This is a genomic window from Bradyrhizobium tropiciagri (assembly GCF_018130505.1).
Lineage (GTDB): Bacteria > Pseudomonadota > Alphaproteobacteria > Rhizobiales > Xanthobacteraceae > Bradyrhizobium > Bradyrhizobium tropiciagri_B.
In genome coordinates this window covers 156,051-169,246 of sequence record NZ_JAFCKH010000011.1, presented here as the reverse complement: position 1 = coordinate 169,246, position 13,196 = coordinate 156,051, and the positions used below count along the sequence as shown (strand labels likewise).

The following is a 13,196-nucleotide window of genomic DNA, read 5'->3' as shown; positions in this document are numbered from 1 at the left end:
ACCCGGAAAAGTGGGAACCGGTTTTCCGACAAGGTCATGCCCAAACTAACAAGTTGAGAGCTCATGATCGAGATCAAGCACGTCAACAAATGGTACGGGCCGAGCTTCCAGGCGCTGAAGGACTGCACCACCAGCGTCGCCAAGGGCGAGGTCGTGGTGGTCTGCGGTCCCTCCGGTTCGGGCAAGTCCACCCTGATCAAATGCGTCAATGCGCTGGAGCCGATCCAGGGCGGTGAGATCATCCTCGACGGCGTCAAGGTCAACGACCCCAAGACCGATCTGCCGAAGCTGCGCTCGCGGGTCGGCATGGTGTTCCAGCACTTCGAGCTGTTTCCGCATTTGCGTATCGTCGACAATCTCTGCCTCGCGCAGGAGAAGGTGCTCGGCCGCAAGCATGAGGAAGCGCTGGCCAAGGGCATGAAGCTGCTGGAGCGGGTCGGGCTGAAGGATCACGCCAAGAAGTTTCCGGCGGAATTGTCCGGCGGCCAGCAGCAGCGCGTCGCGATCGCGCGGGCGCTGGCGATGGACCCGATCGCGATGCTGTTCGACGAGCCGACCTCGGCGCTCGACCCTGAAATGATCAGCGAGGTGCTCGACGTGATGGTCGACCTCGCCCGCGAGGGCATGACCATGATGGTCGTGACCCACGAAATGGGTTTTGCCAACAAGGTCGCCGACCGCGTCATCTTCATGGACCGTGGCGAGATCGTCGAGGACGCCAAGAAGGAGGACTTCTTCGGCAAGCCCCGCAGCGACCGCGCGCAGAAGTTCCTGTCGAAGATCCTGCAGCACTAGGGCTTGGGGCACCGGCCCCCCCACATCGTCATTCCGGGGCTCGCGCAGCGAGAACCCGGAATCCATTGGGCCCATGTTCTACGGCGCAATGGATTCCGGGCTCACGCCTGACGGCGTGCCCCGGAATGACGACGTGGAGAGGGTTTATCCCCGCCCGCAATTTGCGTATACGAAGTCCTGAAACAGCCTATCGTCCGCAGGAGCACTCCCTTGGAAAAGATCGCTTACGTCAATGGCGCCTTCGTGACGCATTCGGAGGCCAAGGTCTCGGTCTTCGACCGCGGATTCCTGTTCGCCGATGGCATCTATGAGGTCGCCGCGGTGCTCGACGGCAAGCTGATCGACAGCGCCTCGCATCTGGCGCGGCTGGAGCGCTCGGTCGGCGAGATCAAGCTCAGGCTGCCGGAGACGCTCGAGCGGATCGAGGCGATCCAGAAGGAACTGGTCGCGCGCAACAACCTCGTCAACGGCATGGTCTATCTCGAGGTCACCCGCGGCGCCGACACCGGGCGTGACTTCGCCTTCCCGAAGGCCGACGTCAAGTCGACCCTGGTCATGTTCACCTCGGAGAAGGACATCATCAACGCGCCATCGGCGAAGGCCGGCATCAACGTCATCACGGTGCCAGACATCCGCTGGGAGCGCCGCGACATCAAGAGCGTCGCGCTGCTGGCGCAGGTGCTGGCCAAGCAGGCCGCCGCCGAAGCCGGCGCCGGCGAGGCCTGGATGCTCGAGGACGGCAAGGTCACCGAGGGCGGCTCGTCCTCGGCCTTCATCGTCACCCAGGACGACGTCATCGTGACGCGGCAGAACGGCACCGAGATCCTGCCCGGCTGCACTCGCAAGGCCGTGGTCAAGCTCGCCGAGGAGCGCCAGCTCCGCATCGAGGAGCGCGCCTTCACCGTCGCCGAGGCGCTCGCGGCCAAGGAAGCCTTCATCACCAGCGCCTCGGTGTTCGTGCAGGGCGTTGTCGCGGTCGACGGCAAGCAGGTCGGCAACGGCAAGGTCGGCCCGATGACCGACCGCCTGCGCGAGATCTACGTCGAGTTCGCCAAAGCGACGGCCGTATAGTCGTTCCGCATGCGCGGTGTCATCGCCCGGCTCGACCGGGCGATCCAGTATTCCAGAGACAGTCGTTCTTGAGCCGAGAAGGCCGCGGCGTACTGGATGCCCCGCATGAAGCGGGGCATGACCGATGGCCGGCAGCACCACCCTCACGCCGCGACCTTCACCTTTACCGGATGCACCGCGCGGAAGCCGATCGCGATCCGGTTCCAGGCGTTGATGGTGCCGATCAGCGCGGTGAGATTGGCGAGCTCCGCGTCGGAGAATTCCGCGTGCACCGCCTCGTAGTCGCTATCCGGCGCATGCGTCTCCGACACCAGCGTCAGCGCTTCGGTCCAGGCCAGCGCGGCGCGCTCGCGGTCGGAGTAGAGCGGCGAGTCGCGCCAGGCGTTGAGCAGATAGAGCCGCTGCTCGCTCTCTCCATGCTTGCGGGCATCGTCGGTGTGCATGTTGATGCAGTAGGCGCAGCCATTGATCTGCGACGCCCGGGTCTTGACCAGCTCGATCAGCGACTGCTCGAGACCGCTGGCGCTGATCTGGCTTTCGACTGCGACCAGCGCTTTGATCGTCTCCGGGGCGGCCTGGTAGAAGTTCATGCGGGGCTTCATGGTTATTCTCCATTGCTTGCGGAATGAATGATGGCTAGTGCGCGCCGCCGCCGGCAAGCTGGCCGGGCCGCTTCAGAAACAGTCCGGCGATCAGCGCCACGATCAGCGCGACGCCGAGCAGGTAGAAGGTGTCGCTGAAGGCGAGGATGTAGGATTGCTTCTGCACGATCTTGCCGATCGCGACGAGGGCGCGCCTGGTGGCGTCGAACTGGTTGGCGATGCCGTGGTTCATGAAATACTGCGTCAGCTGCGCGATCCGCGTCCGGGTCGCCTCGTCGAACAGCGAGACCTGCTGGGTCAGCACGTTGGAGTGAAACTGCTCGCGCTTGGTCAACAGCGTCTGCAGCAGCGCGATGCCGACGGCGCCGCCGAGATTGCGCATCATGTTGAATAGCGCGGAGGCCGAACTGGCATTTTCGAGTTCGATGCCGGCGGTTGTGACAGCCGACAGCGGTGCCAGCACCAGCGCCTGGCCGACCGCACGCACGACATTGGGCCAGAACAGCTGATCGGCGGCATAGTTGTTGGTCAGATAGATGTTCATGAAGTTCGAGGCGGCGAACAGCGCGAGGCCGATGCCGATCAGGATGCGGGCGTCGAAGCGCTGCATCAGCCGCGGCACCAGCGGGATCAGCAGCAGTTGCGGCAATCCGGTCCAGGCCAGCACCATGCCGATCTGCTCGGCGTTGTAGCCCTGGATGCGCGACAGATACTGCGGCAGGATGAACACCGAGCCGTACAGCGCGATGCCGAGCAGGAAGTTCGCCAGCATGCCGAAGCCGAAATTGCGCCGCGCGAGCAGGCGCAGATTGAGCAGCGGCCTTGCGACGGTGAATTCGACCACCAGGAATGCGACAAGCGCGACGGCGGCGATCACCGAGAGCCTGACGATGAAGGGCGAGCCGAACCAGTCGTCCTTGTTGCCTTCCTCGAGCACGGTCTGCAGCGCGGCAAGCCCGATCGCCATCGTGACGATGCCGAGCCAGTCGCCCTGGCGGATCAGCGACAGCTTCATCGCACTCGGCTCGAGCGAGAAGTACAGCATGCCGATCATGATCGCGCCGGGCACGAGGTTGACGTAGAAGATGTATTCCCAGCCCCAGTTCTCGGTGAGATAGCCGCCGATGGTCGGGCCGATCGCCGGCGCGAACGTCGCCGAGAGCGCGAACAGCGCCAGCCCGATCGGCTGCTTCGGCTTCGGCAGCAGCGTGATGATCAGCGTGAACGCCATCGGGATCAGCACGCCGCCGCTAAAACCTTGGATGGCGCGCAGTACGATCATCTGCGGCAGGTTCTGCGCCAGCGCACAGGCCGCCGAGAACACCAGGAAGAGGATCGCGTTGGCGAGGAGATAGCGGCGGATCGAGAACACCTGGGCAAGCCAGCCGCTCAGCGGAATCACGATGATCTCGGCGATCAGATACGACGTCGAGATCCAGCCGCCATCATCGATGCCGGCACCGATCGCGCCCTGGATGTCGGCCAACGAGGCGTTGACGATCTGGATGTTGAGCACCGCCATGAACGCGCCGAGATTGGCGCCGACCACCGCGATCCAGATTTTTGCGGGCACGGCGGGTGTGGCCGGGGCCGCCGCGGGGAGGGCGGCGTCGTTGGCTGGAGGGTTGGGCGCGGTCATGGAGTATCCTGGCTTGCATCGAGAAGATGCATTAGGCGGCCGGTTTCGATAATCGGAGAAAGATTGGAAGGATTGTCAGGCGGCGATTGATAATCGGCGAAGTCGTGAGGCGAGCACACCTGTCAGCTCCCTCTCCCGCTTGCGGGGGAGGGTTGGGGTGGGGGCTCTCTCCGCGAGTCATGCCGTGGAGACAGCCCCCACCCGCATCGCATCTGCGATGCAATGTGGCCTCCCCCGCAAGCGGGAGAGGCGAAGCGAACTCGCCGACAGAAAAGCGCGACCGACCCGAGGATCGATCGTGCTCTTCGTGTGTCGCTGACTGTTGGTCTCTACCCGCCGTCCGGCTTTCCCGCCAACGCCACGCGCCGCTTCGCCGCGCGTTCGGCCACCACGGTTGCCTTGGTGTCGATGGTCGGCACCGCCGACATGCCCGGGCGCAGCAGGCCGGTGAGGCTGTGGTCGTCGAGCACGATCTTCACCGGCACGCGCTGCACGATCTTGGTGAAGTTGCCGGTGGCGTTGTCGGGCGGCAGCAGCGCGAATTCGAGTCCGCTGGCGGGCGACAGGCTGTCGACGTGACCCTTGAGCTTCGTGCCGTGGAAGCTGTCGACGGTGAGCTCGACCGGCTGGCCGTTGCGCACATGGGTGAGCTGGGTTTCCTTGAAGTTGGCGACCACATAGACGGCATCGAGCGGCACCACGGCCATCAGCTGGGTGCCGGCCTGCACATACTGGCCGACGCGCAAGGTGCGGGCACCGACGGTGCCGTCCACCGGCGCGGCGATCTTCGTATAGGACAAATTTAGCTCGGCCTGCGCTTCGACCGCGTGCGCGCGATCGAGCTGCGCCACGGCCTGGGCGCGCTGCGTGCTGAGCACGTCGAGCTTGCGCTCGGCCGCTGACAGCGCGGACTTCGCGCCCTGCAGCTGCGCGGTGTTGGCGCGCAGTGCCGCATCGGTCTGCTGTGCGCGTTGAATGGTGCCGGAGCCGGTCTTCATCAGCCCGTCGTAGCGGGCCTGCTCCTCGGTTGCGAATTTCAGATTGGCCTCGGCAGCGGCGACATCGGCCTTGCTCTGGTCGATCACCGGCTGCTGCAGAGCGAGCTGCGCATCGAGGTTGCGCACCGAGGCTCCCGCGGCATCGACGTCAGCCCGCGCCTGGTTGAGCGCGGTGCGGTAATCGCGGTCGTCGATCTCGGCCAGCAATTGGCCCGCTTTCACCGGCTGGTTGTCGGTGACCAAGACCTTCGCGATGTAGCCCGAGACCTTCGGCGCGATGATCGTGGAGTCCGCCTTCACATAGGCGTCGTCGGTGGATTCGAGATAGCGGCCGGTGCTGAGGTAGTCGTAGCCGTAATAGCCCACACCGGCGATGCCGAGCGCCGCGACCAACGCCAGCGCCGTCCGCTTGATCACCGCCCGCGAAGTACGAAGGCCTATTTCTTTCGGTTTTTCAGTGACATAAGTGACGGTCGACATGGCGTCCTCGGCATCGAAAGCGCGGTCTCGCCTGGAGGGACACCGCCGCACGCCTTAGATGCAATGTCTTCCCCGCTGTGATAATCCCGATAAATCTGGAAGCATTATCAAGCCAGCGCGAACAATCGGCGCCCTCACCATGGATCGCCTGACCAGCCTGACCGCCTTCGTCCGGGTCGTCGATGCCGGCGGATTTTCCGCCGCCGGGCGCAAGCTCAACATGTCGACGACGATGGTGAGCAACCACGTCCAGGCGCTGGAGGACCGGCTCGGCGTACGGTTGCTCAACCGCACCACGCGCAAGGTTAGCCTCACCGAGGTCGGCCGGGCCTATTACGACCGCTGCATCCAGATCCTCGCCGACATCGAGCAGGCCGACGACATCGCCGGCGCGCTGCAATCCGTGCCGCGCGGCACGTTGCGGATCCATACCAACACCCACCTCGTCCAGTTCCTGTCGCCCGCGGTGGTCGAGTTCCTGGCGACGTATCCCGAGGTCAAGGTCGATCTCACAATCGGCGAGCGCAATGTCGATCTGCTCGACGAGAATTTCGATCTTGCGGTGCGCATGATCCCGCCGCCGGATTCCAGCCTGATCGTGCGCAGCATCGCCACCTGGCGCCACGTGTTGTGCTGTTCGCACGGCTATATCGCGCAGCACGGCAAGCCCGAACAGCTCGCCGACCTCGTGACGCGCAACTGCATCCGCCACGTCAACTATCCCTACGGCGACGACTGGCACTTCGTCGATCGCAAGGGCACGCCGGCGTCGGTGCGGGTTACCGGCAATCTGATCGCCAATAGCGGCGATACGCTGCGGCTCGCCGCGCTGGCCGGCGTCGGCGTCTTCCTCGCCGCGGGCTTTCTGGTGCGCGACGAGCTGGAGTCGGGACAATTGGTCCGCCTGCTGCCGGAGTATCGCCCGGTCGAGTTCACGATGAACGCGGTCTACCCGCACCGCCATCATCTGTCAGCCAAGGTGCGGACCTTCATCGACTTGCTGGTGCACCATGCCACCGAGCAGCAGAAGCTGATCAATCCGTATTCGTGAGCTGCGTAGCTGCGTAGGGTGGGCAAAGCGAAGCGTGCCGCGCAAATCCATCACCGTCACCCTGAGGAGCGCGTAGCGCGTCTCGAAGGGTCGACGGCCCGGCTGGTGGCCGTGCATCCTTCGAGACGCGCTTCGCGCTCCTCAGGATGACGGGACTGGCAGAGCAATTCGTCTCGTCATGACCGCCCGCACCCCATGCATAGCGCGCGCGTGTATGAAGAGAGCACTGTCCGCAGCCGGGGCCTGACATGCCGCATCGTTTCCTCGCTTCTATCCTGTTCGCGATCGCAGCAAGCGCGCTGCAGCATTCCCCGGCGTCAGCGGGCTACCCCGACCATGTCGTCAAGATCGTGGTGCCGTTCGCGCCCGGCGGCGGCACCGATGTGGTGGCGCGGACGCTGGCGCAGGAAATGCAGAAGGATCTCGGCGCCACCATCATCATCGAGAACAAGCCGGGCGCGGGCACCATCATCGGCACCCAGGGCGTCGCGACCAGCCCGGCGGACGGCTACACGCTGCTGATGGGCACGTTCGCCAACGCAGTCAATCCGAGCCTCTACAAGAAGCTGCCCTACGACCCGCACAAGGACTTTGTGCCGGTGGCGCTGATCGCACGCTCGTTCAACGTCGTCGTGGTCAATCCGGCCTCACCGGTGAAATCGGTCGCCGACCTGATCGCGGCTGCGAAGGCCGATCCGGAAAAGCTCTCCTACGGCACCTATGGCACCGGCACCTCGGCGCATCTGGCCGGCGAGCTGTTCAAGCATCTGGCCGGCGTCAATCTCACCACGGTGCCGTACAAGGGCGCGGCGCCGGCGATCACCGATCTGCTCGGCGGCCAGATCCAGGTGATGTTCACCACCGTGGCAAGCTGCGCCTCGCTGGTCGCCGCCGGCCAGCTGCGCGCGATCGCGGTGACATCCGCCGAACGCTCGGCGGCGTTCCCGCAATTGCCGACGGTGGCGGAAGCCGGCGTGCCGGGCTATGTCGCGGAATCCTGGTACGGCCTGTTCGCGCCCGCGAATACGCCGCCCGATGTGATCGACCGGCTTAACAAATCGGCGGCGAAGGTCGTGCAGTCCGACGCCTTCAAGAAGCTCAGCGTCAATGAGGGCCTCGTGATGGTCACAGCGCCCCCGGCCGAGCTCGACCGCTACTTCGCCGGCGAGGAGGCGCGCTGGCGCAAGGTGATCCAGGACGCCGGCATCAAGGCCGATTGATCCGCAACACCGGCCCGCGATCACGCTTTTGTGCGTCGCATTGCCGTAACCGTGATTCTAGACGCAACGAACAGGTTCCTGGATCGTTGATCGCGGGGCAGTGCCGGCGAGACCGCCGTGCACGGGCAACGCCATGGCTTGAAGAGTTAAGGTGATGTGGATCTTGTTGCTGCTGCCGTTCGCCGGCTTGCTATGGGTACCGTTTTACAATTTCGCCGAGCCGTCGCTGTTCGGCTTTCCCTTCTTTTACTGGTACCAGCTCGCCTGGGTTCCGATCTCCTCGCTGCTGATTTGGCTGGTCTATCGCAGCCGCACGCCCGACAGCGACGAGACGCGGTGAGGGGCCATGACTGATCATATCTCCTGGATTGCGCTCTCCGTCTTCATCTTCTTCTTCGCGCTCGTCACCGTGATGGGCTTCTTCGCCGCGCGTTGGAAAAGCGGTCCGGTCGGCGAGCACCTCGACGAATGGGGCCTTGGCGGCCGCCAGTTCGGAACCTGGGTCACCTGGTTCCTGGTCGGCGGCGACTTCTACACCGCCTACACCGTGATCGCGGTGCCGGCGCTGGTCTATGCGGTTGGCGCCTACGGCTTCTTCGCGTTGCCCTACACCATCATCGTCTATCCCTTCGTGTTCGCCGTGATGCCGGTGCTGTGGAAGAAGGCGCATGCCGCCGGCCACGTCACCGCCGCTGACGTCGTTCATGCCGCCTATGGCTCGCGCAGCCTCGAGCTCGCGGTGGCGCTGACCGGGCTGGTCGCGACCATGCCCTATATTGCGCTGCAGCTGATCGGCATGGAGGTGGTGATCAAGGCGATGGGGCTTTCCGGTGAGCTACCGATCGTGGCTGCCTTCGTGATCCTCGCCCTCTATACCTACAGTTCGGGCCTGCGCGCACCGGCGCTGATCGCCTTCGTCAAGGACATCATGATCTATATCGTGGTGCTGACCGCCGTCGTCGTGGTGCCCGCAAAGCTCGGCGGCTACGGCGCGGTGTTCGCGGCGGCGGGCGATGCCTTCACGGCCAAGGGCGGTGCCACCGGGCTGACGCTGAAGCCCGCGCAATACCTGCCTTACGCGACGTTGGCTCTGGGATCTGCGCTCGCGGCCTTCATGTATCCGCACACGCTGACCGGCATCTTCGCCTCGAAGTCGGCGGACACCATCCGCAAGAATGCGATCCTGTTGCCGGCCTATACGCTGCTGCTCGGCCTGATCGCGCTGCTCGGCTACATGGCCTATGCCGCGGGCATCAAGGTGACGTCACCTAATGATGTGGTGCCGATGCTGTTCAAGACGCTGTTCCCCGAATGGTTCGCCGGCTTCGCCTTCTCCGCGATCGCGATCGGCGCGCTGGTGCCGGCGGCGGTGATGAGCATCGGCGCCGCCAACCTGTTCACGCGCAACGTCTGGAAGTCCTACGTCAATCCGGACATCTCGCATGCCGGCGAGGCATCGGTGGCGAAAATCACCTCGCTGGTGGTGAAGGTCGGTGCGCTGGCCTTCATCCTGTTCCTGCCGACGCAATATGCGCTCGACCTGCAACTGCTCGGCGGCCTCTGGATCGTGCAGACGCTGCCGGCACTGGTGTTCGGCCTGTTCACCGTCTGGTTCCGGGCCGAGGGGCTGTTGCTCGGCTGGGCCGTCGGCATCGGCTGGGGCACCTGGACCGCATGGAGCAACGGGCTGAAGCCGCTTGCCTCGATCTCGCTCGGCGATAGCAGCTACACCTTCTATGTCGGGCTCGGCGCGCTGCTACTCAACATCGTGGTCGCCGTGCTTGCGACCATCGTGGTCGGCATGGTGTCACCCGCCAAGCGCGACGCGGCGGCCTGAGCCGTCGCCGCTATCGAGAGGGGCGGAGAGTTGCGCGGTGAGCCGTGCCACCTCCGCCTTGGTCTTTTCGATTGCGGCATCCTTCACCGGCCCGTAGCCGCGGATCTCCATCGGCGCCCTTGCCAGCGCGACGAGCTCGGGCAGGTGCGCCGCATCGAGCCGCGCGATGATGGTGTCGATCAGCGCCTCGTACCAGACGATCAGTTCGCGCTCGGCGCGCCGCTCCGCGGTGTAGCCGAACACGTCGAACGCCGTGCCGCGCAGCCCCTTCAGCCGCGCCAGCAGTTTGAGCGGCATCTGGATCCATTGGCCGAACGCGCGCTTGCGCGGCCGGCCACGTGCGTCAAGTCGCGCCGGCAGCAGCGGCGGCGCCAGATGGTACTGCACCGTGAAGTCGCCATCGAACTCGCGCCGGATCTGGTCGAGGAAGCCCGTCTGCATATGCAGCCGAGCGACTTCATACTCGTCCTTGTACGCCATCAGCTTGAACAGGGCGCGGGCGACGGCGTCGGTGAGGGCCTCGCTACCCAGCGCCGCTTCGGCATGGCGCACGCGGTCGACGGTCGCCCGGTAACGCGCGGCGTAAGCGCCGTCCTGGTAGTCGCGCAGGAAATCAGCGCGACGCGCGATGACCTGATCCAGCGTCTCCGGAGCCGCGGCGCCGGCATCCTCTGCCTTCGGCAAGAACTCCGGATCGGCGAACGCGAGCCGGCCCCAGGCCAGCGCCTGCTTGTTACGGTCCACCGTCACGCCGTTCAGCTCGATCGCGCGCGTCAGCGCCTCCAGCGACACCGGCACGAGGCCCTGCTGCCAGGCGAAGCCGAGCATCATGATATTGGCGTAGACGGCATCGCCGAGCAGCCGCTCGGCCAGCGCATTGGCGTCGATCGTCGAGAGATTGCCCGGTCCGATCACCCGCTCGATGGCGCGCAAGCGCACCGGCGAGGCGAGGTCGGCGTCGCGGAAGCGGACCACGTCGCCGGTCGGCATCTCCGCGATGTTGACCGCGGCGCGCATGCCGTTGCGATAGGTGCCGGAAGCCTTTGCCGACGAACTCACCACAAGGTCGCAGCCGATCAGCGCATCCGCCGCGCCCTGGTCGATGCGCACCTGGTGCAGCGCGTCCGGCGCCGCCGCCAGCCGCAGGAAGCTCAGCACCGGGCCGAATTTCTGCGCGAAGCCGGTGAAGTCGAGCACTGAGACGCCGCGTCCTTCGAGATGCGCCGCCATTGCGATCAGCGCGCCGACCGTGATCACGCCGGTGCCGCCGACGCCGGTGACCAGCAGATCATAGGGCTTGTCCAGCATCGCTAACTCCGGCACCGGCAACGCGGCGGCGCGCGCCAGCGGATCGATCGCGCTTGCCGTCTTCGCGCGGCGCTTGCCGCCTTCGATGGTGACGAAGCTCGGGCAAAAACCGTTGAGGCAGGAAAAATCCTTGTTGCAGGTCGAGAGGTTGATCTTGCGCTTGCGGCCGAACGGCGTCTCCTTCGGCTCGACACTGAGGCAGTTCGATTCTACCGAGCAGTCGCCGCAGCCTTCGCAGATGAGGTCGTTGATGAAGGCAAAGCGCGCGGGATCAGGAAGCGTACCGCGCTTGCGCCGCCGCCGCTTTTCGGTGGCGCAGGTCTGCTGATAGATCAGCACGCTGACGCCGGTGACATCGCGCAGCTCGCGCTGCACCGCGTCCATCTCCTCGCGCGGATGGATGGTGACGCCATTGGGCAGATCGGCCGGCGAGAAATGTGCCGGATCGTCCGAGACCAGCGCGATGCGCGTCACGCCCTCGGCGCGGACGCTGTGCGCGATCGCCTGCACGCTGACCGGGCCGTCGACCGGCTGGCCGCCGGTCATCGCGACCGCGTCGTTGAACAGGATCTTGTAGGTGATGTTGGCCTTCGCCGCGATCGCCTGCCGGATCGCCATCGAGCCGGAGTGATAATAGGTGCCTTCGCCGAGATTCTGGAACACATGCGTGTTGCCGGTGAATCGCGACGATGCCGCCCAGTTGACGCCTTCGCCGCCCATCTGGATCAGCGACGAGGTCTCGCGGTCCATCCAGCTCGCCATGAAATGGCAGCCGATACCGGCCAGCGCCTTGGAGCCCTCAGGCACCTTGGTGGACGTGTTGTGCGGACAGCCCGAGCAGAAATAGGGCGTCCGCGTCGCGCCTGGCACCGCGATCATGCGGTCCTGCTCCGGCGCCAGTTCGGCGACGCGGTGGGCGAGTTGCAATTCGGGAAACATCGGATCGAGCCGCCGCGCCAGCACGCCGGCCAGCATCCGCGGCGACAATTCGCCGATCCAGGAGATCAGCCGCGCACCCGTCTCGTCATGCTTGCCGACCATCCGCTCCGGTTTCGCTCCGGGATAGTCGTAGAAATATTCCTTGAACTGGCTCTCGATGATGCCGCGCTTCTCCTCGACCACGAGGATCTCGCGCTTGCCCTTCACGAACTCCATCGCGTCGTGCAGCGCCAGCGGCCACACCATGCCGACCTTGTAGATGTCGATGCCGAGGCGGCGGCAGGCGGCCTCGTCGAGGCCGACCAGCCGCAGTGCCTCCATCAGATCGAGATGCGCCTTGCCGGTGGTGACGATGCCGTAGCTCGCGCCCTTGACGTTGTAGATGCGGCGGTCGATCGGGTTGGCCTTTGCGAACGCGTAGACCGCGTGCTTCTTCGCCTCCAGCCGCTCCTCGATCTGCGGTCCCGGCAAATCCGGCCAGCGATAGTGCAGCCCGCCGGGCGGCGCCGTGAAGTCCGGCTGTAGGAAGCGCCGTGGCGGCCGCAGTTCGACCGATGCGCCCGACTCCACGATCTCCGAAATCGCCTTGAAGCCGACCCACATGCCGGAGAAGCGGCTCAGCGCGTAGCCGTACTCGCCGAAGGCGAGGTATTCGCCGACATCAGACGGGTGCAGCGTCGGCATGAACCAGCTCATGAAGGCGACGTCGGACTGATGCGGCATCGATGACGACACGCAGCCATGGTCGTCGCCGGCGACGACCAGCACGCCGCCATGCGGCGAGGAGCCATAGGCATTGCCGTGCTTCAGCGCATCGCCGGAGCGGTCGATGCCGGGGCCCTTGCCGTACCAGAGCCCGAACACGCCATCGACCTCGCGATCCCGTTGCGTCTCCACCTGCTGCGAGCCGAGCACCGCGGTGGCGGCAAGGTCCTCGTTCACGGCGGGCAGGAATTCGATCCGGCTCTGCTTCAGCTGGTCCTTGATCTTCCACAGTTCGAGGTCGACGCCGCCGAGCGGCGAGCCGCGATAGCCGGAGATGAAGCCCGCGGTGTTGAGCCCGGCCGCACGGTCGCGCCTGATCTGGTCGAGCGCGATCCGGACGATCGCCTGCGTGCCGGTGAGGAAGACGCGGCCTTGCGCGCGGCTGTAGCGGTCGGAGAGCTGGTAGGCGTCGAGTGCCGGCATCTGGCCCATGACTGACCCCTAGGGAATCGATGTGATCTCAAGCGGCAAGGCTACGCCTGCCGGCCTGG

At 65.4% G+C, this 13,196-nt stretch carries 10 protein-coding genes; 6 read left to right on the top strand and 4 right to left on the bottom strand.

Annotated elements, in window-relative coordinates:
* Positions 1 to 63 precede the first annotated feature (63 nt).
* Both JQ633_RS26835 and JQ633_RS26830 read left to right on the top strand, forming a co-directional pair.
* Complete coding sequence (locus tag JQ633_RS26835; protein ID WP_211988106.1) at positions 64 to 795, top strand: amino acid ABC transporter ATP-binding protein; 732 nt, start codon at positions 64 to 66, stop codon at positions 793 to 795.
* 210 nt (positions 796 to 1,005) lie between these two features.
* A complete protein-coding gene (locus JQ633_RS26830) occupies positions 1,006 to 1,866 on the top strand; it encodes a D-amino-acid transaminase (RefSeq protein WP_211988105.1) in 861 nt (286 codons plus the stop codon).
* Between the two features lie 143 nt (positions 1,867 to 2,009).
* Here JQ633_RS26830 and JQ633_RS26825 read toward each other — a convergent pair whose 3' ends face one another.
* From JQ633_RS26825 to JQ633_RS26815, 3 genes are all read right to left on the bottom strand, one after another.
* Positions 2,010 to 2,468 (bottom strand): carboxymuconolactone decarboxylase family protein, encoded by a 459-nt coding sequence (locus tag JQ633_RS26825; RefSeq protein ID WP_211988104.1) that lies wholly within the window; start codon positions 2,466 to 2,468, stop codon positions 2,010 to 2,012.
* A gap of 34 nt (positions 2,469 to 2,502) precedes the next feature.
* The gene (locus tag JQ633_RS26820) at positions 2,503 to 4,107 is read right to left on the bottom strand and encodes an MDR family MFS transporter (RefSeq protein ID WP_211988103.1); all 1,605 of its coding nucleotides are present in this window, start codon (positions 4,105 to 4,107) and stop codon (positions 2,503 to 2,505) included.
* 329 nt (positions 4,108 to 4,436) lie between these two features.
* A complete protein-coding gene (locus JQ633_RS26815; RefSeq protein ID WP_211988102.1) occupies positions 4,437 to 5,585 on the bottom strand; it encodes an HlyD family secretion protein in 1,149 nt (382 codons plus the stop codon).
* Between the two features lie 139 nt (positions 5,586 to 5,724).
* Between JQ633_RS26815 and JQ633_RS26810 the strand changes: the two genes are divergently transcribed.
* The 4 genes from JQ633_RS26810 to mctP all read left to right on the top strand — a co-directional run bounded on the left by JQ633_RS26810 (position 5,725) and on the right by mctP (position 9,693).
* The gene (locus JQ633_RS26810) at positions 5,725 to 6,636 is read left to right on the top strand and encodes a LysR family transcriptional regulator (RefSeq protein WP_211988101.1); all 912 of its coding nucleotides are present in this window, start codon (positions 5,725 to 5,727) and stop codon (positions 6,634 to 6,636) included.
* 248 nt (positions 6,637 to 6,884) lie between these two features.
* Positions 6,885 to 7,856, top strand: coding sequence for a Bug family tripartite tricarboxylate transporter substrate binding protein (locus tag JQ633_RS26805; RefSeq protein WP_211988100.1), 972 nt, complete (start codon positions 6,885 to 6,887; stop codon positions 7,854 to 7,856).
* Between the two features lie 154 nt (positions 7,857 to 8,010).
* Entirely contained in the window at positions 8,011 to 8,196 is a 186-nt protein-coding gene (locus tag JQ633_RS26800; RefSeq protein ID WP_211988099.1) for a DUF3311 domain-containing protein, read from the top strand.
* Positions 8,197 to 8,202: 6 nt separating this feature from the next.
* Positions 8,203 to 9,693 carry a monocarboxylate uptake permease MctP gene (gene mctP / locus JQ633_RS26795; protein ID WP_211988098.1) on the top strand — a complete coding sequence of 497 codons (1,491 nt, stop codon included), beginning with the start codon at positions 8,203 to 8,205 and terminating at the stop codon, positions 9,691 to 9,693.
* Here the strand turns inward: mctP and JQ633_RS26790 are convergent.
* Complete coding sequence (locus tag JQ633_RS26790) at positions 9,664 to 13,137, bottom strand: indolepyruvate ferredoxin oxidoreductase family protein (protein WP_211988097.1); 3,474 nt, start codon at positions 13,135 to 13,137, stop codon at positions 9,664 to 9,666. The genes mctP and JQ633_RS26790 overlap by 30 nt on opposite strands.
* Positions 13,138 to 13,196: the final 59 nt, after the last annotated feature.